Here is a 21,505-nt window from a genome sequence, read left to right as displayed (position 1 = left end):
GCGCCTGATACAGGGACGTCCCCGCGTGGGAGGCCACCGGGGACGTCACTGTCGTTTTGCTCTTATCTGAGGAACGCACCGGCGTTCTGCGTCACTTCCAGCAGTGCCCCCGGTGCCACGCCGAGCACCAGCGTAGCGACCGCACCGATGACGAGCGCGGCGGCCGTCATGGCACCCGGGATGGACACGGCCGGCGTCGTCTCACCCGGCTCCGACAGCCACATCATCACCACGACCCGCAGGTAGGGGAAGGCGAGGATGGCGCTGCTCACCACGCCGGCGATGACCAGCCAGGTCTGGTCGCCGTCGATGGCGGCGGCGAAGACGCCGAACTTGGCGGTGAAACCGCTGGTCAGCGGTAGGCCGGCGAAGGCCAGCAGGATGAAGGTGAACAGCGAGGCGTAGAGCGGCGAGCGCCGCCCGAGCCCGGCCCAGCGGGACAGGTGGGTCGCCTCGCCGTCGGCGTCGCGGACGAGCGTCACCACGCCGAAGGCGGCCAGGACGGTGAAGCCGTACGCCACGAGGTAGAACATCGAGCTCGACAGGCCCTGCTCGTTCAGTGCGAGGACGCCGACGAGCAGGTAGCCCGCGTTCGCGATCGACGAGTAGGCCAGGAGGCGCTTGATGTCGGTCTGGGTGACCGCCAGGATCGCGCCGATGATCATCGTGATGACGGCCACAGTGCCCAGCACCGGCTGGATCGTCCATTCGGTGCCCTTGAACCCGACGTAGACCAGCCGGAGCAGCCCGCCGAACGCGGCGACCTTGGTGCAGGCGGCCATGAGCGCGGTGATCGGCGTCGGCGCGCCCTGGTAGACGTCGGGCGTCCACACGTGGAACGGCACGGCCGCGGCCTTGAAGAGCAGGCCGATCGCCAGCATGGCGAGGCCGACGTACAGCAGGATGTCGTCGTTCTGCGACGCCTGGATCGCGGTGTCGATCGCCTTGAAGTCGACCTGGCCGGCGTATCCGTAGATGAGCGCGATGCCGAACAGGAAGAAGGCCGACGCGAACGAGCCGAGGAGGAAGTACTTCATCGCGGCCTCCTGCGACAGCAGCCGCCGGCGGCGGGCCAGCGCGCAGAGCAGGTAGAGCGGCAGCGAGAAGACCTCGAGCGCGACGAACATGGTCAGCAGGTCGTTCGCGGTGCAGAACAGCAGCATGCCGCCGAGCGCGAACATCGTCAGCGGGAACACCTCGGTCGCGCCGTGGGCGCGCAGCGCCTGCTCCCGGTCGCGGTCGGTGTTGGCGGTGATGGCCGCCTGGGCGACGAAGGCGCCGCCCGGCTCCAGCGTCCGCTCACCGATCAGCAGCAGCGAGACGATGCCGAGCACGATGATCGCGCCGGATAAGAACAGGCCCGGCCCGTCGACGGCGACCGCGGTCTGCGCGGTGATGACCGCGGTGCTGCCCTGGCGGATGACCATGACGAGCGCCGCGACCAGGCCGAGCAGGGCCAGGGTCAGCTGGACCCGGTGCCGCACCCGCCGTGGCACGAAGCCCTCGACGAGCACCCCGATGCACGCGACGCCGAAGAGGATCAGCATCGGCGCCAGCGCCGCGTAGTCCAGATGCGGCAGTTGGAGTCTGTCGTTCACTTGCCGGCCTCCGTGTTGCCTGCGGTGGCTTTCGGGTCGGTCTTGCCGACGTCCTGCATGGTCGCCTTCACCGCCGGGTTGATCACGTCGATGACCGGCTTCGGGTAGAAGCCGAGCAGCAGGATCAGGGCGATCAGCGGCCCGACGACGACGGCCTCGCGCAGCGACAGGTCGCGGCTCATCGCCTTGATCTCCGCCAGCTTCGGGTTGGGCGTGCCCTGGGTGGTCCGCTGGATCATCCACAGCACGTAGCCGGCGGCGAGGACGATGCCGGCGGTCGCGATCACGGCCACGGTCTTGTTGACCGTGAACGTACCGATCAGCACCAGGAACTCGGAGATGAACGGCGACGTGCCCGGCAGCGCGAGCGAGGCGAGACCGGCGATGAAGAAGACCCCGGCGAGGACCGGCAGCGCCTTGCCGGCGCCGCCGAAGTCGGTCACCAGCGCGCTGCCGCGGCGGGCCACCAGCATGCCGACGACCAGGAAGAGCAGGCCGGTCGCGAGGCCGTGGTTGACCATGTACAGCACCGAGCCGGTGCCGGCCTGGGTCGTGAACGCGAAGATGCCGATGCCGATGAAGCCGAAGTGGGCGATCGACGTGTACGACACCAGCCGCTTGAGGTCCTGCTGGCCGATCGCAACCAGCGCGCCGTAGATGATGCCGACGAGCGCGAGCGTGAGCCCGAGCCAGGCGAAGTACTTCGAGGCGTTGGGGAACAGCGGCAGGCAGTACCGCAGAATCCCGAACGTGCCGACCTTGTCGAGCACGCCGACCAGCAGTGCGGCAGCGCCGGCCGGGGCCGCGCCACCGGCGTCGGGCAGCCAGGTGTGGAACGGGAAGAACGGGGCCTTGATCGCGAAGGCGACGAAGAAGCCGAGGAACAGCCAGCGCTCGGTGTTCACCGAGAAGTCGGCGTTGACCAGGGACTGCCAGTCGAAGGTGTGACCGCCGACGACCCACAGCCCGACCACCGCGGCCAGCATGAAGAGGCCACCGAGCAGCGAGTACAGGAAGAACTTGACCGCCGCGTACTGCTTCTGGTGCCCGCCGTAGGAGCCGATCAGGAAGTACATCGGCACGAGCATGACCTCGAAGAACACGTAGAACAGGAACACGTCCTGCGCGGCGAAGACGCCGATCATCGTGCATTCGAGGGCCAGGAGCAGCGCAAAGTACGCCGGGACCGACCGTTTGCTGTGGTCCGCGTCGTGCCAGGACGCCAGGATGACCAGCGGGACGAGCAGCGCGATCAGGGCGATCATCACCAGGGCGATGCCGTCGATCGCGAACGTGAACTTGGCGCCCCATTGTGGGATCCAGGTCCACGAGTCCTTCAGCTGGAACCGCTCGCCGTTGGCGTCGAACTGCGTCCACAGTCCGACGGTCAGAGCCAGGACGACGACCGACCAGCCCAGCGCGACGCGCTTGGCCAGCTCGGGCTTGTCCTTGGGCAGGAACGCGATCCCCGCCGCGCCGACGAGCGGCGCGGCCGTCAGGACGGTCAGGTATGGGAAGTGGCTCATCCGAACCTCACCGCGAGCGTGGCGGCCACGATGAGCACCGCACCACCGAGGATGGACATGGCATAGGAGCGCACGAACCCGGTCTGGGCCCGGCGTAGTCGGCTGGACCCGCCACCGACGCCTGCGGCGAGGCCGTTGACCAGCCCGTCGATGCCGCGGTTGTCGAGGTAGACCAGGGCGCGGGTCAGGTAGCGGCCCGGCGCCTCGAAGACCGCCTCGTTGAAGGTGTCGGTGTAGAGGTTGTTGCGGGCGGCGGTCACGAGGACGCCGGCCGGCTGCTCCTCCTTGGCCGTGCCCTTGTTGAAGAGCAGGATCGCGAGGCCGGCACCGGCGAACGTCAGCAGTAGCGACAGCCACGTGACGGCGACGTGGCCGAGGGCGCCGTGGACGACTTCCTCCTCCTCGTGGCCGAAGGTCGGCGTCAGCCAGTCGGGCACCGAGGTCGACAGCAGGTAGCCGGCGCCGACCGAGCCGATCGCGAGCAGGATCAGCGGGATCGTCATGACCGGCGGCGACTCGTGCGGGTGCTTGATGTCGTCGGTCCACCGCTCCGGCCCGTGGAACGTGAGCCAGAACAGGCGGGTCATGTAGAACGCGGTGAGACCGGCGCCGAGCAGCGCCGCCCCGCCGAACACCCAGCCGCGCCAGCCCTCCTGCTCGAAGGCCGCCGCGATGATCGGCTCCTTCGAGAAGTAGCCGGACAGGAACGGGAAGCCGATGATCGCGAGCCAGCCGAGGCCGAAGGTCACCCAGGTGATCTTCATGTACTTCCAAAGCCCGCCGAACCGCCGGATGTCGGTCTGGTCGTTCATCCCGTGCATGACCGAACCGGCGCCGAGGAACATGCCGGCCTTGAAGAAGCCGTGCGCGAGCAGGTGGATCAGCGCGAGCGCGTAGGCCGCGCCGCCGAGCCCGACGCCGAGGAACATGTAGCCGATCTGGCTGACCGTCGACCAGGCGAGGACCCGTTTGATGTCGTCCTTGGCGCAGCCGATGATGCAGCCGATCAGCAGCGTCAGCGCGCCCACGATGACGACGACGAGCTGCGCGTCGGGCGACAGGTCGAAGATCGGGCGCGAGCGGGCGATCAGGTAGACGCCGGCGGTGACCATCGTCGCGGCGTGGATCAGGGCCGAGACCGGGGTCGGGCCCTCCATGGCGTCGGGCAACCATGCCTGCAGCGGGAACTGGCCGGACTTGCCGGCCGCGCCGAGCAGCAGCAGGAGCGCCATCGTGGTGACCACGCCGGAGCTGAGCTTGTTCGCGCCGTTGAAGACCTCGGCGTAGTCGACCGTGCCGAGGTAGGCGAACATCATGAAGACCGCGATCGCGAATCCCGCGTCACCGACGCGGTTCATGAGGAATGCCTTCTTGCCGGCCGTGGCCGCGCTCGGGCGCAGGTACCAGAACGAGATCAGCAGGTAGGAGGCGAGACCCACGCCCTCCCAGCCGAAGTACAGCATCACGTAGTTGTTGCCGAGGACCAGCAACAGCATCGCCGCGATGAACAGATTGAAGTACCCGAAGAACTTCCGCCGGCCCGGGTCGTGCGCCATGTAACCCACCGCGTAGAGGTGGATCAGCGAACCGACGCCGGTGATGAGCAAGACGAACATCGCCGACAGCGGGTCGAAGAGCAGGCCCAGGTCGACGTGGAAGTCCCCGACGCCGATGTAGTTCCAGAGCTTGATCTCGACGCCGTTGCGGTTCTCGAGCCCGCGCAGCGCGAAGAAGTAGGTGAGGCCGAGGACGAACGACGCAGCGACGCTGAGCACGCCGAGCCAGTGACCCCAGCGGTCGGCCCGCTTGCCGAGCAGCAGCAGGATCGCCGCGCTGGCCAGTGGAATCGTCGGGAGCAGCCAGAACGAGCCCAGCCACCCGGTCGCCACCGAGTAGGTGATTTCTTCCACCACCCGCTCCTTAGTACTTCAGCAGGTTCGCGTCGTCGACGCTGGCAGAGCGTCGAGTCCGGAAGATCGACATGATGATCGCCAGGCCGACGACGACCTCGGCCGCCGCCACGACCATGACGAAGAACGCCATGATCTGCCCGTCGAGCGTGCCGTTGATCCGGCTGAACGTGACCAGCGCGAGGTTGGCCGCGTTCAGCATCAACTCGATGCACATGAACAGCACGATCGCGTTCCGCCGGATGAGCACGCCCACCGCGCCGATCGTGAACAGGATCGCCGCGAGGACGATGTAGTACGTCGGAGTCACTTCTCGGTCCCCTTTGGTGCGACGTCGGCGGACGTCAACTCCCGGGTCGGGAGGATCTTGGAGATGCTGCGGTCCGACGGGGTGCCGTCGGGCAGGCGGGCCGGCGTCGCCACCGAGTCGGAGCTGGCGAACACGCCGGGGCCGGGCTTCGGCGCCGGGTAGTTGCCCGGGCGGAACCGCGCCACCATGCGCTGCGGCTGGCTGATCTTGTCTTCCTTGCGCTTCTCGATGTGGGCCAGGATCATCGCGCCCACCGCCGCCGTGATCAGCAGCGCCGAGGTGACCTCGAAGACGAAGACGTACTTGGTGAACAGCAGACGCGAGATGCCGATCACGTTGCCGGCCGCGTTGGCCTCGGTCAGGCCCTGCGGGGCGCTGTCGCCGAGCGCGCGGTACAGCCCGATGCCGAGCAGCAGCGCGAGGCCGACGCCCATGGCGATGGCGGCCAGCCGCTGCCCGCGCAGTGTCTCGATGAGCGAGTCGGACGAGTCGCGGCCGACCAGCATGAGCACGAAGAGGAACAGCATCATGATGGCGCCGGTGTAGACGATGATCTGCACCATGCCGATGAACGGGCCGGCCTGCAGGACGTAGAACACGCCCAGACAGAGCATGGTGATCACCAGGAACAGCGCCGAGTGGACGGCGTTGCGGGCCCAGACCATGCCGATGGCGCCGATGACCGCGAACGGGGCGAGGATCCAGAAGGCGACGGCCTCGCCGCCCTTCACGTCACCGGCCGCGGCCAGCAGCTGCAGCGAGGTGTTCACGAGTGGACTCCCTTGTAGCGCTCGGCACCGGCCGAGGTGCCCGGGTTCTCCAGCGCGCCGACGTAGTAGTCCTTCTCCGTGTCGCCGAGGCGCATGGCGTGCGGCGGGCGCTCCATCCCCGGCAGCAGCGGCGCGAGCAGCTGCTCCTTGGTGAAGATCAGGTCCCGCCGGTTGTCCCGGGCCAGCTCGTACTCGTTGCTCATGGTGAGCGAGCGGGTCGGGCAGGCCTCGATGCACAGGCCGCAGAAGATGCAGCGGGCGTAGTTGATCTGGTACGTCTGGGCGTAGCGCTCACCCGGCGAGAAGCGCGCGTCGTCGGTGTTGTCGGCGCCCTCGACGAAGATCGCGTCCGCCGGGCACGCCCACGCGCACAGCTCGCAGCCGATGCACTTCTCGAGCCCGTCCGGCCAGCGGTTGAGGATGTGGCGTCCGTGGTACCGCGGCGCCGGAGGCTTGCGCTTCTCCGGGTACTCCTCGGTGACCACCTTCTTGAACATGTGCGAGAAGGTGACCCCGAAGCCCTTCAGAGTCCCACCGATGCTCATGTCTCTCAGCTCTCCTTGCTGGTCGAGACGGGCTCCCGCTCGACGATCACGCGCTTGGCCCGGGGGCTCGGCGGCACCTCGAGGTTCATCGGCGGCAGCGGGAAGCCGTCCTTGCCGCCGACCCGACCGCCGGGGTCCGGCTTCGGGACGTCGGCGAGCACGTCCTTGCGGCCGCGCTGCATGCCGACCATCACCAGGACCAGCACCACCAGCGCCACGATCCCGATGATCACGCCGACCCGGCTGCCGGTGCTGATGTTGTCCTTCTGGAGCAGGCGCACGCCCGACAGGGCCAGGATCCAGACCAGGTTGGCCGGGATCAGGACCTTCCAGCCGAAGCGCATGAACTGGTCGTACCGCAGCCGCGGCAGCGTGCCACGCAGCCAGATGAAGACGAACAGCAGGAGCAGCACCTTGATGGTGAACCAGAGCACCGGCCACCAGCCGGTGTTCGCGCCGTCCCAGATCGAGATCGGCCACGGGGCGCGCCAGCCGCCCAGGAACAGCGTGGCGCACAGGCCCGAGACGGTGACCATGTTGATGTACTCGGCCAGGAAGAACAGCGCGAACTTCAGCGACGAGTACTCGGTGTGGAAGCCACCGACCAGCTCGGACTCGGCCTCGGGCAGGTCGAACGGCGCGCGGTTGGTCTCACCGACCGCGGACGTGAAGTAGATGATGAAGCTCGGGATGAGCAGGATCGCGTACCAGGCCGGGGCGTCGAACGTCCAGCCGCCGATGCTCACCGTGCCGTTGCCGGCCTGGGCCTCGACGATCTGCGAGGTCGACATGGTGCCGGAGACCAGGAAGACGGAGACGATGGACAGGCCCATCGCCACCTCGTACGAGATCATCTGGGCGCTCGAGCGGAGACCACCGAGCAGCGGGTACGTCGAGCCGGAGGCCCAGCCACCGAGCACGATGCCGTAGATGCCCATCGACGAGCAGGCGAGCACCAGCAGCACGGCCACCGGGATGTCGGTGAGCTGCAGCGGCGTCCAGTTGCCGAAGACCGACACCGTGGGGCCGAACGGCATCACCGAGAAGGCGGTGAACGCGCAGATCGTGGAGATCACCGGCGCGAAGAAGAAGACGACCTTGTCGGCCATCTTCGGCATGATGTCTTCCTTGAACGCCAGCTTCAGGCCGTCGGCGAGCGACTGCAGCAGACCGAAGGGGCCGTTGCGGTTCGGGCCGGGCCGGACCTGCATCCGGGCGACGACCCGGCGCTCGTACCAGATGGCGAAGAGCGTCATGACGACCAGGAACGCGAAGATGATGACCACCTTCGCGAGCACCAGCCACCACGGGTCCTTGCCGAACTGGTCGAGGTTGGTGTAGTTCACTTCGCTGCACCCCCAGTGCTGATCTCGACCAGCGCACCCTCCGTCACGCCGAGCGTGCGGCGCAGCGTCGAGCCTGGTGAGTTCGTCGGGATCCACACGACCCCGTCGACCATGTCGGTGACGAGCGCCGGCAGGGTGATCGCACCCCGGTCGGTGCCGACCGTCACCGCGTCGCCGTCGACCACACCGAGGTCAGACGCGGTGCTCTTGGAGATCCGGACCACCGCGGGGCGCGCCGTGCCGGCCAGGTGGCCGTCGCCGTCCTGCAGCGAGCCGTTGTCGATCAGGTGGTGCCAGGAGGCGAGGATGGCCTGGCCGCTCGCCAGCCGGCGGACCGCGCCGGGCGTGACCGCCGGGGCCGCGCCGCGCGCCGTGCCGCCCGTGCCGACCGCGTCGGCGCCCGGCATCGGCAGCGAGGCGAGCCCGGCCAGCTGCGTGCGCACCGCGGCGACGTCGCTGACGCCGAGGTCGACGCCCAGTTCACGGCCCAGCGTGTCGAGCACGCGGGCGTCGCTCATCGCCTGGGTCTTGAGCACGGTGCCGAACGGGCGGACCCGGCCCTCCCAGTTGACGTACGAGCCGGTCTTCTCGACCGCCGCGGCGACCGGGAACACCACGTCGGCCCGCTTGGTCACCGCGCTCGCGCGCAGCTCCAGGCTGACCACGAAACCGACCCTGTCGAGGGCCTCCTCGGCCCCCGCCGGGTCGGACAGGTCGTTGGGGTCGACGCCGCCGACGACGAGCGCGCCGAGCCGGCCCTCGCGGGCGGCGGCGATGATCGCGTCGGTGTCGCGGCCCGAGGCGCTGGGCAGCACGCCCGCGTCGAGGTTCCACGCCTGAGCGAGCTCGGCCCGCGCCGCCGGGTCGAAGACCGGGCGGCCGCCGGGCAGGAGCGTCGGCAGGGCGCCGGCCTCGACCGCGCCGCGGTCGCCGGCCCGGCGCGGGACCCACGCGAGCCGCGCGCCGGTCGACTCGGCCAGCTGCGCCGCGGCGGACAGGCCGCCCTCGACGTTGCCGAGCCGCTCGCCGACGAACAGGATCGCGCCTTCAGCCGACAGTGCCTCGCGCAGCTGCTCGGACGTGCCGAGCACCTCCGCCTCGGCACCCGGGGCGGTGAGCAGCACGGTGGTGCCGAGCTTCTCGAACCCGCGGCTGACGAACGGCGCGACCGCGAAGCTCGGCAGGCCGCGCTTGAGGTACGTCTTGCGGGCCCGCAGGAAGATGATCGGGCACTCTTCCTCGGGCTCCAGCCCGACGAAGACCACCGCGGGTGCCTGCTCGATGTCGGCGTAGGTCACGTCGGCGCGGCCGACGACGTGGGAGCCGAGGAACTCGGTCTCCTCCGCCGACAGGGGCCGGGCGCGGAAGTCGATGTCGTTGGTGCCCAGGGCCACGCGGGCGAACTTCGAGTACGCGTAGGCGTCCTCGAGGGTCACTCGCCCGCCGGCGAGCACGCCGACGCCGCCGTTGTCCTTGGCGGCCCGCAGGCCGGCCGCGGCGACCGACAGCGCCTCGGGCCAGCTCGCCGTGCGCAGCTCACCGGTCTTGGCGTCGCGCACCAGCGGGGTGGTCAGGCGGTCGTTGGCGTTGACGTACTGGAACGCGAAGCGGCCCTTGTCGCAGTTCCACTCCTCGTTCACCGCCGGGTCGTCGCCGGCCAGGCGGCGCATGACCTTGCCACGGCGGTGGTCGGCCCGCTGGTCGCAGCCGGCCGCGCAGTGCTCACACGCGTTCGGCGTGGAGACCAGGTCGAAGGGGCGGGCACGGAAGCGGTACTGCGAGCTGGTCAGCGCCCCGACCGGGCAGATCTGGATGGTGTTGCCGGAGAAGTACGAGTTGAACGGCGCGTCCGCGGTCGGCGAGTCGGGGTCGCCCCGGAAGACGCCGATCTGCTCGTTGGACGAGCGCTCCATCAGGTCGATGAACTTGTCGCCGGCGATCTCGTCGGAGAACCGGGTGCAGCGCTGGCACAGCACGCACCGCTCACGGTCGAGCAGCACCTGGGTGCTGATCGGCAGCGGCTTCGGGTACTCCCGCTTGTGCTCGACGAAGCGCGACTCGGCCTGGCCGTTGCTCATCGCCTGGTTCTGCAGCGGGCACTCGCCGCCCTTGTCGCACACCGGGCAGTCGAGCGGGTGGTTGATCAGGAGGAACTCCATGATGCCCTCCTGTGCCTTCTTGGCCACGTCGGAGGTCACCTGGGTGTGCACCACCATGCCCTCGGCCACCGGCTGCGTGCACGACGCCACCGGCTTGCGCTGGCCCTCGATGTCGACCAGGCACTGGCGGCAGGCGCCGGCCGGGGCGAGCAGCGGGTGGTCGCAGAAGCGCGGGATCGAGATGCCCATCTGCTCGGCGACGCGGATGACGAGAGCGCCCTTGGGTGCCTCGACCTCGATGCCGTCGATGGTCAGCTTGACCGTGTCGACCTTGGGAACCACGTCGGTCATCAGTGGGCTCCTACCAGCTCGCCCTTGAACATCGGCGCCTTGCGGCCCTCGATGTAGTCCAGGTAGTCCTGCTTGAAGTACTTGATCGAGGACGTCACCGGGCTGGTCGCGCCGTCGCCGAGTGCACAGAACGAGCGGCCCAGGAGGTTGTCGCAGGCGTCCAGCAGGGTGTCGAGGTCCCGATGGGTGCCCTGGCCGGCGAGGATGCGGTGCAGGATCCGCACCATCCAGTAGTTGCCCTCGCGGCACGGGGTGCACTTGCCGCAGGACTCGTGGTGGTAGAAGGCGATCCACCGGTACGTCGCGTAGACGATGTCGTCCTGGTCGGAGAAGACCTGGACGGCGGTGGTGCCGAGCATCGTGCCGACGCCCGCCATGCCCTCGAAGTCCATCGGCGTGTCGAGGTGCTCGTCGGTCAGCATCGGCGTCGACGAGCCGCCCGGCGTCCAGAACTTCAGCTCGTGGCCCGGCTGCATGCCGCCCGCCAGGTCGATGAGCTGCCGCAGCGTGACGCCGAGGCCGCACTCGAACTGGCCCGGGTTGTTGACCCGGCCGGAGACCGAGTAGATCTTCGGGCCCGGCGACTTCTCGGTGCCCATGCTGCGGAACCAGGCCGAGCCGCCGAGCACGATGTACGGCACGCTCGCGATCGTCTCCACGTTGTTCACGACCGTGGGCGAGGCGTAGAGGCCGTGCGTGGCCGGGAACGGCGGGCGGAGGCGGGGCTGGCCACGGAACCCCTCGAGGGAGTCCAGCAGCGCGGTCTCCTCGCCGCAGATGTACGCGCCGGCTCCACTGTGGACGACGAGGTCCAGGTCGAAGCCGCTGCCCAGGATGTTGGTGCCCAGGTAGCCCTTCGCATACGCCTGCTCGACCGCGGCGCGCAGGCGCCGGGCCGCGTGGACCGCCTCGCCGCGGATGTAGATCGCGGCGAAGTTGGCCCGGATGGCATACGACGCGATGATCACGCCTTCGACCAGCGCGTGCGGGTCGGCCATCATGAGCGGCAGGTCCTTGCAGGTGCCCGGCTCGCCCTCGTCGGCGTTGACCACGAGGTAGTGCGGCTTGCCGTCGTTCTGCGGGATGAAGCCCCACTTCATGCCGGTCGGGAAGCCGGCGCCGCCGCGGCCGCGCAGGCCCGAGTCCTTGACCAGCTGGATCAGCTCGTCGGGGTGGGCCTTGAGCGCCTTGCGCAGTCCGGTGTAGCCGTCGAGCCGCTCGTAGACGTCGATCTTCCACGCGTCGGGAGCCAGCCAGCGCTTGGTGAGCACCGGCGTCAGCTTGGACAGCGACTCCTGCGAGGGCTGGTAGTCGAGCGTCATCAGGCCTTCGCCTCCTTCTGCGGCAGCGGTCCGTCGCCGGCCGGCTTGGCGTCCGAGGCGGGCTTCGGCGTGGACGCGGGCGCCGCGGGGGGCGGCGTCTCCGCCTTCTTGGCGATCGGTGTCGCCGGGTCGAAGCCCGGGACGGCGATGCCGAAGCGCTCGGCGAGCCGGTTGCCGGCGAGGGTCGGGCCGCCGGCCGGGCCGTCGGCGATGACGTCGTCACCGCGGTCATCGGCGAAGCCGGCGAGCTGGACCGCCATCTCCTTGAGCGTGCAGAGCCGGGTGCCGCGCGTGGGCTGCGGGCGCTCACCGTTCTGCAGCTGCTTCACCAGGGTCAGCGCGCTGTCCGCGTTGACCTGGTCGAAGAACTCGTAGTTGACCGTCATGACCGGCGCGTAGTCGCAGGCGGCGAGGCACTCCGCGTGCTCCAGCGTGATCTTGCCGTCGGCAGTGGTCTCGTCGTGGCCGACGTCGAGGTAGTCGCTGAGCGCCTGGTAGGCCTTGTCGCCGCCGAGCACGCCGCACATGGTGTTGGTGCAGACGCTGACCAGCCAGTCGCCGGTCGGCTTGCGCTTGTACATGGTGTAGAACGTCGCCACCGCGCCGACCTCGGCCTTGGTCAGGCCGAGCACCTCCGCGCAGAACGAGATGCCGTCCGGCGAGACGTAGCCCTCCTCGGACTGCACCAGGTGCAGCAGAGGCAGCAGCGCCGAACGCGACCGGCCCTCGGGATAGCGCGCGATGATCTGCCGCGCACGGTCGCGCGTGAGCTCACTGAACACCATTAACGATCACACCCACCCATGACGGGGTCGAGCGAGGCGCCACCCACGATGACGTCGGCGAGCAGCCCGCCCTCGGCCATCGCCGGAATCGCCTGCAGATTGACGAAGCTGGGCTCGCGGTAGTGCACGCGGAAGGGGCGCGTGCCGCCGTCGGAGACCGCGTGCACGCCGAGCTCGCCGCGGGGCGCCTCGATCGGCACGTAGACCTGGCCCGCCGGCACCCGGAAGCCCTCGGTCACCAGCTTGAAGTGGTGGATCAGGGCCTCCATGGACTGGCCCATGATCTTCGCGACGTGCTCGAGCGAGTTGCCGAGGCCGTCGCCGCCGATGGCCAGCTGGGCGGGCCACGCGATCTTCTTGTCCGCGATCATGATCGGGCCCGGCTCCAGGCGGTCCATCGCCTGCCGGACGATCTTCAGCGACTCGCGCATCTCGTTGAGCCGGACCTTGTAGCGGCCCCACGCGTCGCCCGTCGGCTCGGTCGGGACGTCGAAGTCATAGGTCTCGTAGCCGAGATACGGCTGCTGCTTGCGGATGTCCCAGCCGAGGCCGGCCGAGCGCAGCACCGGGCCGGTGATGCCCAGCGCCAGGCAGCCGGCCACGTCGAGCACGGCGACGCCCTGCGTGCGCTCGCGCCAGATCGTGTTGCCGGACAGCAGGTCCTCGTACATGTCGATGCGGTCGGGCATCCAGCCCAGGAGCTCGCGGATCTTCACGACCGCCTCGTCGGGCAGGTCCTGCGCGACGCCGCCGGGCCGCACGTAGGCCATGTTCATCCGCAGGCCGGAGACCATCTCGAAGATGTCGAGGATGTACTCCCGCTCACGGAAGCCGTAGATCATCATCGACAGGGCGCCGAGCTCCATGCCGGTCGTGGCGAGCCAGACCAGGTGCGACGAGATCCGGTTGAGCTCCATCATCAGGACGCGGATGGTCGTGGCCCGGTCGGTGATCTGGTCCTCGATGCCGAGGAGCTTCTCGACCGCCATGCAGTAGCCGGTCTCGTTGAAGATCGGCGCCAGGTAGTCCATGCGGGTGACGAACGTGGTGCCCTGGGTCCAGTTGCGGAACTCCAGGTTCTTCTCGATGCCGGTGTGCAGGTAGCCGATGACGGTGCGCGCCTCGGTGACCGTCTCGCCTTCCAGCTCGAGCACCAGCCGGAGCACACCGTGGGTCGACGGGTGCTGCGGCCCCATGTTGACGACGATGCGCTCCTCGGAGCCGGCCTCGTTGACGACCGTGTCCCAGTCGCCACCGGTGACCGTGAAGACCCGGCCCTCGGTGGTCTCGCGCGAGCTCGCGTAGTCGGTGGTCACTGGTAACTCCTCCGCTGGTCCGGCGGTGGGATCTCCGCGCCCTTGTACTCGACCGGCACGCCGCCGAGCGGGTAGTCCTTCCGCTGCGGGAAGCCCTCCCAGTCGTCCGGCATGAGGATCCGCGTCAGGTTGGGGTGGCCGTCGAAGACGATGCCGAACATGTCGTACGTCTCCCGCTCCTGCCAGTCGGCGGTCGGGTAGACCTGGGTGACGCTCGGCAGGTGCGGGTCGTCGGCGGTGATCGCGCACTCCAGCCGGATGCGCCGGCGGAAGGTCAGCGACGTCAGGTGGTACACCGCGTGGAGGCGGCGCACGTCGGAGCCGAGGTAGTCGACGCCGGAGACCGACGAGAGCAGCTCGAACCGCAGGGCGGGGTCGTCGCGCAGCGACTGGCAGACCTCGGCGATGCGCTCGGGCACGATGTGCAGCGTCAGCTCGCCGCGGTCGACGACGATCCGCTCGATCGCGTCGTTGAAGCCCGGGTAGGCCTCCTCGAGCGCGTCGACGACCTCGTCGAACTCGCCGCCGAACGGGCGCGGGGAGTCGACGTCGACCGCCCGGCGGCGGCGCAGGCCGCCGAAGCCCGACGTGTCGCCGGTGCCCTGGACGCCGAACATGCCTCGCCCGGCGCCGCCCGACGGCGGCTGCTGCGCGGGGGCACCCGGCTCGGCGCCGACCGGCTCAACCTCAGTCACTTCGTACCTCCGGACAGGTTCGCCCGCTCTTCCATCCACTTCTGGATGCGCAGCTGCTCCTCGCGACCCTGGGCCGCGGCCTTGATCCACTCGGCGCGCTTGGCCTTGTCGAAGCGGTAGCTCGACGGCATCGCGCCCGGCGCCACGACGGGGGCCCCCTCGCGCTCGACCCGCGCCTCGATCATGCGGCGGCGCCGGTCACCCAGCGGCTCGGCCATGACCTTGTCATGCAGCCGCAGGATCGCGTCGATGAGCATCTCCGGCCGCGGCGGGCAGCCCGGCAGGTACATGTCCACGGGGACGACGTGGTCCACGCCCTGGACGATCGCGTAGTTGTTGAACATGCCACCGCTGGAGGCGCAGACACCCATCGACAGCACCCACTTGGGGTCGGGCATCTGGTCGTAGATCTGGCGCAGGACCGGGGCCATCTTCTGGCTCACCCGGCCGGCGACGATCATCAGGTCGGCCTGGCGCGGGCTGGCCCGGAACACCTCCATGCCGAAGCGCGCCAGGTCGTAGCGCGCGGCGCCGGTCGCCATCATCTCGATGGCGCAACAGGCCAGGCCGAAGGTGGCGGGCCAGAAGCTGGCCTTCCGCGACCAGTTGACAAGCTTCTCGACGGTCGTCAGCAGGACGCCGGTCGGTACCTTTTCCTCGATGCCCATGGCTCAGTCCCAATCCAGCCCGCCGCGGCGCCACACGTAGGCGAACGCGACGAACACGGTGACGATGAACAGCACCATCTCCACGAACCCGAAGAGGCCGAGCGCGTCGAAGTTCACGGCCCACGGGTACAGGAAGATGATCTCGATGTCGAAGACGATGAACAGCATCGCGGTCAGATAGAACTTGACCGGGAAGCGCCCACCGCCCACAGGCTGGGGAGTGGGCTCGATGCCGCACTCGTAGGCGTCGAGCTTCGCCTTGTTGTAGCGGCGCGGCCCGACGAAGGGGGCCGCCGCCACCGAGAACAGCGCGAAGGCTGCGGCGAGGGCGAAGAGCCCGAGGATCGGTACGTACGGCGCGAGCGACATCGTGCTGCTCCGTCCTTTCGGCGAGCCCGACGCGGCCGTCTGCCCGGTCGGGACCACTCAAGCTGTATGCGGTTTAACACTATTCGGTGATGTCCGGACGGCTTCGTCCGGGGGCACCCCAAATGCGGCCTTGGGCTGTGCGTTTGCGGTCAGGCGGCCGGTGCTAGGCGGGTCATCGCGTTGATCACGCGGTCCATCGCGTCTCCGCCGCGGGGATCGGTGAGGTTGGCGAGCAGCTTGAGCACAAATCGCATGAGGGTGGGGTGTGGCATGCCGTGCTTGGTGGCCACCCGCATGATCTGCGGCTGGCCGATGAGCTTCACGAAGATGTTGCCGAGCCGGTAGTAGCCGCCGTAGCGGGCCTTGAGCTCGGCCGGGTAGTGGGCGAGCGCACGCTCCCGCGCGGTGCCCTGAGGCCGGGCGAGCCCCTGGACGGCGATCTCCGCCGCCAGCTCGCCGGACTCCATCGCGTAGGCGATCCCCTCGCCGTTGAAGGGGTTGACCATGCCGCCGGTGTCGCCGACGAGCAGCACGCCCCGGGAGTAGTGCGGCACCCGGTTGAAGCCCATCGGCAGGGCGGCGCCCTGCGGCTTGCCCTCGGCATTGGCCGGGTCGGACAGACCCCAGTCGGCCGGCGTGTTGTCGACCCAGTCGGTCAGCAGCTGGCGATAGTTGGTCTTGCCGTAGGCCACACTGCTGTTGAGCACGCCGAGGCCGACGTTGACCCGGCCGTCACCGAGGCCGAAGATCCAGCCGTAACCCGGCAGGAGCTTGTCGCCCGACTCGCGGCTGCGCAGCTCCAGCCAGGACTCGAGGTAGTCGTCGTCGTGGCGGGTCTCGCTGCGGAAGTATTGCCGGACCGCGACGCCCATCGGGCGGTCCTCGCGCTTGGCGATGCCCAGGGCCAGGGCGAACCGGCCCGAGACGCCGTCGGCGGCGATGGTCAGCGGCGCACGGAACTCCAGCGGCTCCTTGTCGGGCCCGGTGGCGGTCACGCCGACCACGCGGCCGGTGCGGTCGAGGATCGGGCCGCTGACGTTGGTGCCCGTGCGCAGGATCGCGCCGGCGTCGGTCGCGGCCGTCGCGAGCATCTGGTCGAAGTCCATGCGCGTGCGGGTCAGCCCGTAGTCGGGGAAGCTCGCGAGGTCGGGCCAGTCCAGCTCCAGCCGGATGCCGCCACCGATGACGCGCAGGCCGCGGTTGTGCAGCCAGCCCTTGTCCTCGGTGGTGTCGATGCCCATCTTGATGAGCTGCTTGACCGCGCGTGGCGTCAGCCCGTCGCCGCAGACCTTCTCGCGCGGGAACTCGGTCTTCTCCAGCAGCAGCACGCGCAGGCCGTGGCGGGCCAGGTGGAACGCGGCGGACGAGCCGCCAGGTCCGGCGCCGACGACGATGACATCCGCGTCGTTCCCGGTGTCGGTCACAGCCGTCACACCTCCTTGCCCGTTCTCGTGCTTCGGTCTTTGGGGGCTCGTGAAAGTCTTCACAAAGTCCCTCGGGGGGAGTCTAGAACCGTGAGGTCGCGCAGTGTCAGTTAGGCGACCCTAATTTCTCACCCAGACCGGTCACCTAGATCGTCACTTCGGACGACAGCGCCCCTGATCGATGGGCGTTTCGCCGGACAAATAGAGATCATGGGCCCGGGTTATCCACAGGAAATTTCTCCGGATCGACAGCTGGCAACGGCGTGACGATCCTCGGTCATCATGAACGCCGGACAGCCGGGCCGCGACCGGCTCGATGAACACGCCGGGGTCCAGCACGGACTTTTCACCCGGATCCAGGCCGTGACCTGCGGATACAGCGCCTACCGAATCAGGATGAGAATCCGGGACGGCGACTGGGTGAGCGTCGTGCGCGACGTCTTCACCGACCGCGGGCGGGAGATCACCCCGACAGTTCGCGACAGAGCCTCGCTCCTGGCCTTGCCGGGCGCGGTCCTGGCCGGGCCGTCGGCCGCCCGCTGGCACGGCATCACGGTGCCGAGCGACGAGACCGTGGTGATGACCCACCCGCAGCGGGTCCGGCGGCGCGGGATTCAGGTGCTGTACGAGCAACCGGCGCTGGAGGACGTCTGCACGGTCGACGGCGCCACGGTCACGAGCGTCCCGCGCACCGTCTACGACTGCGCCCGCCTGCTACCCGACGCCGTGGCCCGGGCGGTTCTGGCCAAATCCCTGGAGGAGAGCTGGATCACGATCCCCGAGCTGGCCGGGCGCATCCGCGCGGCGACGGGCCGCCACGGCACCCCGCGGCTGGTCCGGCTGCTACGGCAGGCGGCCCACGGCGAGGAGCAGGCGACGCTGCGCCTGATCAGGAAGCTGCTGCGGCACGCCGGCATCTGGGGCTGGCAGGAGCAGTTGCCGATCAAGGACCGCTGGGGCCTCATCGGCCTCGGCGACCTGGTGTTCCCCGAGGTGAAACTGCTGCTGGATCTCAAGCGCGATCCCGCCGCACTGCCGGAGGCGATGCGGGAGGAGCGCCGCACCCGGCTGGCGGCCGAGGGCTGGAGCGTGTCGGAAATCACCTGGCACGACCTCACCACACGTCCCGACGAGTTCGTGGCAGAGCTGCGGGCCAGCCTCGACCGGCTGGGCTCAGTCAGGTGGTAGCCGGGTCAGATCCGGAAGCCGCGGTGCATGGCCACGACGCCGCCGGTCAGGTTGCGCCAGGCCACCTTGCGCCAGCCGTTCGCGCCGATGCGCCCCGCCAGGCTCTCCTGGTCGGGCCAGGCGCGGATCGAGTCGGCGAGGTAGACGTAGGCGTCGGGGTTGCTCGACACCCGCTTCGCCACCTGCGGCAGCACCTTCAGGGCCGGGCCCATGTAGGCGGCGCGGAAGGGCCGCCAGGTCGGGTGGCTGAACTCGCAGACCACCAGCCGTCCGCCCGGCTTGGTCACCCGGGCCATCTCGCGCAGGGCGGCGTCGGGGTCCTGGATGTTGCGCAGCGCGAACGAGATCGTCACCGCGTCGAAGGTCTCGTCCGCGAACGGCAGCTGCAGCGCGTCGGCGGCCAGCAGCGGCACCGTCGGGCGCTTCTCCCGGCCGGCCTGCAGCATGCCGACCGACAGGTCAGCGCCGACGGCGAAGGCGCCCGACTTGGCCAGCTCCAGCGTCGACACACCGGTGCCGGCGCCGAGGTCGAGCACCCGCTCGCCCGGCTTGAGGCCGAGGGCCAGCCGGGTCTCGCGGCGCCAGATGCGGTCCTGGCCGCCGGAGAGCACGGTGTTGGTGAGGTCGTAGCGGCGGGCGACGCCGTCGAACATGGCCGCGACCTCGTGCGGCTCCTTCTCCAGCGAGGCGCGGGTCATGAGTTCACCGCCGTCAGGGGCAGGGAGCGGCCGGTGCCGCCGCCGGGCAGGGCGATCGACGAGAAGTGCGACTGCACCCGGTCGTCGGTCGGGTCGTCCTCGGGCGTCCAGTGGACGCGCATGTGGCGGTATTCGGTGTCGCGCTGCGCCGGGATGCGGTCGGCGTCGCGGATCATCTGCACCAGCTCGGTGAGGCGGGAGCGGTGACGGGCGCCCGCGGAGGAGATCACGTTCTCCTCCAGCATGATCGAGCCGAGGTCGTCGACGCCGAGGTGCAGCGACACCTGACCGACGTCCTTGCCGGTCGTCAGCCACGACGACTGGAGGTGGGCCACGTTGTCGAAGAACAGCCGGGCGACGGCCACCAGGCGCAGGTATTCCAGGCTGGTGGCCTGGGTGCGGCCCTTCAGGTGGTTGTTCTCCGGCTGGTAGGTCCACGGGATGAAGGAGCGGAAGCTGCCCGCGTAGTTGCCGGCGACCGCCCGGTCCTGCACGTCGCGGATCATCCGCAGGTGCTCGATCCGCTCGGTGTTGGTCTCGCCGGTGCCCATCATCATGGTCGCCGTCGACGAGATGCCCAGCCGGTGCGCGGTCTCCATGACCTCCAGCCAGCGCTCGCCCGACTCCTTGAGCGGCGCGATCGCCTTCCGGGGGCGGGCGGGCAGCATCTCGGCGCCCGCACCGGCGATCGAGGCCAGGCCGGCCGCCTTGATCCGGTTGATCGACTCCTCGATCGAGACGCCCGACACCTTGGCCATGTGCAGCACCTCGGACGGCCCGATGGAGTGGATGACCAGGTCCGGGTAGGCGGTGTGGACGGCGGAGAAGAGCTCCTCGTAGTACTCGACGCCGTAGTCGGGGTGGTGGCCACCCTGCAGCATCACCTGCGTGGCGCCGAGGTCGACCGCCTCCGCGCACCGGCGCAGGATCTCCTCGGTGCCGTGCGTCCAGCCCTCGGCGTGCTTCGGCGCCCGGTAGAACGCGCAGAACTTGCACGCCGTCACGCAGACGTTCGTGTAGTTGATGTTGCGGTCGATGATGTAGGTGACGATGTTGTCCGGGTAACGCCGGCGGCGCACGGTGTCGGCGGCCTCGCCGAGCTCGTGGAACGGCGCTTCGGTGTAGAGCAGCAGCGCCTCCTCCGGGCTGATCCGGCCGCCGTCGGCCGCACGCTGGAGGATCTCGCTGATCGCCGGTGTCTCCGTCACATCCCAGAGCGTACCCAGCGGGTGAGCCCCGGCGACCGGGCGTGCCTAGGATCACGGGAGTGACTGATATGCGCTATCGCCGCCTCGGCAGGTCCGGGCTCACCGTCTCGGTCGTCGGGATCGGTTGCAACAACTTCGGCGGGCGGATCGACGCCGACCGCGCGAACGAGGTCGTCAGCGCCGCGCTCGAGCTCGGCGTCACGCTGTTCGACACCGCCGACGTCTACGGCAACTCCCCCGGCGACTCGGAGCGGGTGCTCGGCGCCGCCCTCGGCGGCCGCCGCGACGAGGTGATCGTGGCGACGAAGTTCGGCATGGACGTCCGCGGCGCCTACGGGCCGGACTGGGGCGCCCGCGGCAGCCGGCGCTACATCGCGCGGGCCGTCGAGTCGTCGCTGCGCAACCTGGGCACCGACTACATCGACCTCTACCAGCTGCACGCGCCCGACCGGGCCACGCCGATCGAGGAGACCCTCGACGCGCTGAACGACCTGGTGCGGGCGGGCAAGGTGCGGTACATCGGGCACTCCAACTTCACCGGCTGGCAGACCACCGACGCGGCCTGGACCGCCGAGACCCGCCACCTGACGCCCTTCGTCAGCGCCCAGAACCGCTACTCCCTGCTGCACCGCGCGCCGGAGCACGATCTGGTGCCGGCGCTGGAGAAGTTCGGGCTGGGCCTGCTGCCGTACTTCCCGCTGGCGATGGGGCTGCTCACCGGCAAGTACCGCCGGGGCGAGTCGGCGCCGGTCGGCTCCCGCCTCGACCGGGTCGGGTTCGCCAAGGTGCTGGCCGAGGCGCCGTGGGACACGATCGAGCGGATCGAGGGGTTCGCCCAGGAGCGGGGTGTCGACGTGCTGACGCTCGCGATCGGCGCGCTGGCCGCCAAGCCCACGGTCGCCAGCGTGATCGCCGGGGCCACCACGGCCGAGCAGGTGAAGGCCAACGTCGCCGCCGGCTCCTGGGAGCCGACGGCGGACGACCTGGCCGCCCTGGAGGACCTGCTCGACAACGCCTGAGCGCCGGCCGCACCGACCCGGAAGGATCGGTGCGGCCGTCAGCGCATCACAGCGGCAGGTCGAGCCTCTCGACCAGCGGCAGCGTCGGCGCGTTCGAGCCCTTTTCCGGCTCTATCGTGATGCCGAACTGCGGCTCCAGCTTGTCGATGTAGAAACGGCCCTTGCCGAGGGCCGACAGACCGACCGGCCTGGCGTTGTTGGACGAGTCGATCATCCACAGCTGGTACGCCTTGCCGTCGCCCGGCCGGCGCATGTCCTCCAGCACGGCGACCGCCGCGTCACGCGAGGGCGAGAGCACCATCGTCACCCGGCCGCCGGCCACGTCCTTGGTGACCAGCCGCGCGTCCGCGGCCGCCAG

General features: G+C 69.6%; 20 protein-coding genes. 2 read left to right on the top strand and 18 right to left on the bottom strand.

The window, feature by feature from the left end:
- Positions 1 to 62: 62 nt before the first annotated feature.
- From nuoN to ABZS66_RS32840, 15 genes are all read right to left on the bottom strand, one after another.
- Positions 63 to 1,598 (bottom strand): NADH-quinone oxidoreductase subunit NuoN, encoded by a 1,536-nt coding sequence (nuoN, locus tag ABZS66_RS32910; RefSeq protein ID WP_354764542.1) that lies wholly within the window; start codon positions 1,596 to 1,598, stop codon positions 63 to 65.
- The gene (locus ABZS66_RS32905) at positions 1,595 to 3,124 is read right to left on the bottom strand and encodes an NADH-quinone oxidoreductase subunit M (protein WP_354764540.1); all 1,530 of its coding nucleotides are present in this window, start codon (positions 3,122 to 3,124) and stop codon (positions 1,595 to 1,597) included. Before ABZS66_RS32905 ends, nuoN begins: the two co-directional genes overlap by 4 nt.
- Entirely contained in the window at positions 3,121 to 5,037 is a 1,917-nt protein-coding gene (gene nuoL, locus ABZS66_RS32900; protein WP_354764538.1) for an NADH-quinone oxidoreductase subunit L, read from the bottom strand. The genes ABZS66_RS32905 and nuoL overlap by 4 nt, the downstream gene beginning before the upstream one ends.
- A gap of 7 nt (positions 5,038 to 5,044) precedes the next feature.
- The gene (gene nuoK / locus ABZS66_RS32895) at positions 5,045 to 5,344 is read right to left on the bottom strand and encodes an NADH-quinone oxidoreductase subunit NuoK (RefSeq protein ID WP_190254991.1); all 300 of its coding nucleotides are present in this window, start codon (positions 5,342 to 5,344) and stop codon (positions 5,045 to 5,047) included.
- Positions 5,341 to 6,114 carry an NADH-quinone oxidoreductase subunit J gene (locus ABZS66_RS32890; protein WP_354764535.1) on the bottom strand — a complete coding sequence of 258 codons (774 nt, stop codon included), beginning with the start codon at positions 6,112 to 6,114 and terminating at the stop codon, positions 5,341 to 5,343. The genes nuoK and ABZS66_RS32890 overlap by 4 nt, the downstream gene beginning before the upstream one ends.
- Complete coding sequence (nuoI, locus tag ABZS66_RS32885) at positions 6,111 to 6,659, bottom strand: NADH-quinone oxidoreductase subunit NuoI (protein WP_354764533.1); 549 nt, start codon at positions 6,657 to 6,659, stop codon at positions 6,111 to 6,113. Before nuoI ends, ABZS66_RS32890 begins: the two co-directional genes overlap by 4 nt.
- 5 nt (positions 6,660 to 6,664) lie before the next feature.
- Positions 6,665 to 8,005 (bottom strand): NADH-quinone oxidoreductase subunit NuoH, encoded by a 1,341-nt coding sequence (nuoH, locus tag ABZS66_RS32880; protein ID WP_354764531.1) that lies wholly within the window; start codon positions 8,003 to 8,005, stop codon positions 6,665 to 6,667.
- Positions 8,002 to 10,455, bottom strand: coding sequence for an NADH-quinone oxidoreductase subunit G (locus ABZS66_RS32875; RefSeq protein ID WP_354764529.1), 2,454 nt, complete (start codon positions 10,453 to 10,455; stop codon positions 8,002 to 8,004). Before ABZS66_RS32875 ends, nuoH begins: the two co-directional genes overlap by 4 nt.
- The gene (gene nuoF / locus ABZS66_RS32870; protein WP_354764527.1) at positions 10,455 to 11,777 is read right to left on the bottom strand and encodes an NADH-quinone oxidoreductase subunit NuoF; all 1,323 of its coding nucleotides are present in this window, start codon (positions 11,775 to 11,777) and stop codon (positions 10,455 to 10,457) included. Before nuoF ends, ABZS66_RS32875 begins: the two co-directional genes overlap by 1 nt.
- A complete protein-coding gene (gene nuoE, locus ABZS66_RS32865) occupies positions 11,777 to 12,562 on the bottom strand; it encodes an NADH-quinone oxidoreductase subunit NuoE (protein WP_354764525.1) in 786 nt (261 codons plus the stop codon). The genes nuoF and nuoE overlap by 1 nt, the downstream gene beginning before the upstream one ends.
- On the bottom strand, positions 12,562 to 13,878 hold the full coding sequence (locus ABZS66_RS32860; RefSeq protein ID WP_354764523.1) for an NADH-quinone oxidoreductase subunit D: 1,317 nt from the start codon (positions 13,876 to 13,878) through the stop codon (positions 12,562 to 12,564). The genes nuoE and ABZS66_RS32860 overlap by 1 nt, the downstream gene beginning before the upstream one ends.
- Positions 13,875 to 14,495, bottom strand: coding sequence for an NADH-quinone oxidoreductase subunit C (locus tag ABZS66_RS32855; RefSeq protein ID WP_354764576.1), 621 nt, complete (start codon positions 14,493 to 14,495; stop codon positions 13,875 to 13,877). Before ABZS66_RS32855 ends, ABZS66_RS32860 begins: the two co-directional genes overlap by 4 nt.
- 74 nt (positions 14,496 to 14,569) lie before the next feature.
- Positions 14,570 to 15,241, bottom strand: coding sequence for an NADH-quinone oxidoreductase subunit B family protein (locus ABZS66_RS32850; RefSeq protein ID WP_354764521.1), 672 nt, complete (start codon positions 15,239 to 15,241; stop codon positions 14,570 to 14,572).
- Positions 15,242 to 15,244: 3 nt separating this feature from the next.
- Positions 15,245 to 15,610, bottom strand: coding sequence for an NADH-quinone oxidoreductase subunit A (locus tag ABZS66_RS32845; protein WP_354764519.1), 366 nt, complete (start codon positions 15,608 to 15,610; stop codon positions 15,245 to 15,247).
- 149 nt (positions 15,611 to 15,759) lie between these two features.
- A complete protein-coding gene (locus ABZS66_RS32840; protein ID WP_354764517.1) occupies positions 15,760 to 17,034 on the bottom strand; it encodes a geranylgeranyl reductase family protein in 1,275 nt (424 codons plus the stop codon).
- A 396-nt stretch (positions 17,035 to 17,430) separates the two neighbouring features.
- On the opposite strand from ABZS66_RS32840, the gene ABZS66_RS32835 reads away from it, so the two are divergent.
- Positions 17,431 to 18,222, top strand: a complete 792-nt coding sequence (locus ABZS66_RS32835; protein WP_354764515.1) for a hypothetical protein — start codon at positions 17,431 to 17,433, stop codon at positions 18,220 to 18,222.
- Positions 18,223 to 18,227: 5 nt separating this feature from the next.
- Here the strand turns inward: ABZS66_RS32835 and ABZS66_RS32830 are convergent, their stop codons facing one another.
- Both ABZS66_RS32830 and mqnC read right to left on the bottom strand, forming a co-directional pair.
- Entirely contained in the window at positions 18,228 to 18,920 is a 693-nt protein-coding gene (locus ABZS66_RS32830) for a demethylmenaquinone methyltransferase (RefSeq protein ID WP_354764513.1), read from the bottom strand.
- Positions 18,917 to 20,128, bottom strand: coding sequence for a cyclic dehypoxanthinyl futalosine synthase (gene mqnC, locus ABZS66_RS32825; RefSeq protein ID WP_354764512.1), 1,212 nt, complete (start codon positions 20,126 to 20,128; stop codon positions 18,917 to 18,919). The genes ABZS66_RS32830 and mqnC overlap by 4 nt, the downstream gene beginning before the upstream one ends.
- A 68-nt stretch (positions 20,129 to 20,196) precedes the next feature.
- Between mqnC and ABZS66_RS32820 the strand changes: the two genes are divergently transcribed.
- Positions 20,197 to 21,147 carry an aldo/keto reductase gene (locus ABZS66_RS32820; RefSeq protein WP_354764574.1) on the top strand — a complete coding sequence of 317 codons (951 nt, stop codon included), beginning with the start codon at positions 20,197 to 20,199 and terminating at the stop codon, positions 21,145 to 21,147.
- A gap of 46 nt (positions 21,148 to 21,193) precedes the next feature.
- Here the strand turns inward: ABZS66_RS32820 and ABZS66_RS32815 are convergent.
- Positions 21,194 to 21,505, bottom strand: a 312-nt coding sequence (locus ABZS66_RS32815; RefSeq protein WP_354764510.1) for an anti-sigma factor, incomplete at its 5' end; no start/stop codon positions are given.

Source organism: Dactylosporangium sp. NPDC005572 (genome assembly GCF_040605515.1).
In the GTDB taxonomy this organism is placed as follows: Bacteria; Actinomycetota; Actinomycetes; order Mycobacteriales; family Micromonosporaceae; genus Dactylosporangium.
The sequence above is the reverse complement of the archived record's forward strand: the minus strand, read 5'-3'. Positions and strand labels throughout refer to the sequence as shown.

Excerpts from the sequence above, each read along its gene's own strand:
- ABZS66_RS32855 (WP_354764576.1), bottom strand. The coding sequence starts at position 14,495 with ATGTTCGGCGTCCAGGGCACCGGCGACACGTCGGGCTTCGGCGGCCTG.
- nuoE (WP_354764525.1), bottom strand. The coding sequence starts at position 12,562 with ATGGTGTTCAGTGAGCTCACGCGCGACCGTGCGCGGCAGATCATCGCG.
- ABZS66_RS32850 (WP_354764521.1), bottom strand. The coding sequence starts at position 15,241 with ATGGGCATCGAGGAAAAGGTACCGACCGGCGTCCTGCTGACGACCGTC.
- ABZS66_RS32875 (WP_354764529.1), bottom strand. The coding sequence starts at position 10,455 with ATGACCGACGTGGTTCCCAAGGTCGACACGGTCAAGCTGACCATCGAC.
- ABZS66_RS32845 (WP_354764519.1), bottom strand. The coding sequence starts at position 15,610 with ATGTCGCTCGCGCCGTACGTACCGATCCTCGGGCTCTTCGCCCTCGCC.
- ABZS66_RS32835 (WP_354764515.1), top strand. The coding sequence starts at position 17,431 with ATGAGAATCCGGGACGGCGACTGGGTGAGCGTCGTGCGCGACGTCTTC.
- ABZS66_RS32830 (WP_354764513.1), bottom strand. The coding sequence starts at position 18,920 with ATGACCCGCGCCTCGCTGGAGAAGGAGCCGCACGAGGTCGCGGCCATG.
- nuoF (WP_354764527.1), bottom strand. The coding sequence starts at position 11,777 with ATGACGCTCGACTACCAGCCCTCGCAGGAGTCGCTGTCCAAGCTGACG.
- ABZS66_RS32905 (WP_354764540.1), bottom strand. The coding sequence starts at position 3,124 with ATGAGCCACTTCCCATACCTGACCGTCCTGACGGCCGCGCCGCTCGTC.
- nuoI (WP_354764533.1), bottom strand. The coding sequence starts at position 6,659 with ATGAGCATCGGTGGGACTCTGAAGGGCTTCGGGGTCACCTTCTCGCAC.
- ABZS66_RS32820 (WP_354764574.1), top strand. The coding sequence starts at position 20,197 with ATGCGCTATCGCCGCCTCGGCAGGTCCGGGCTCACCGTCTCGGTCGTC.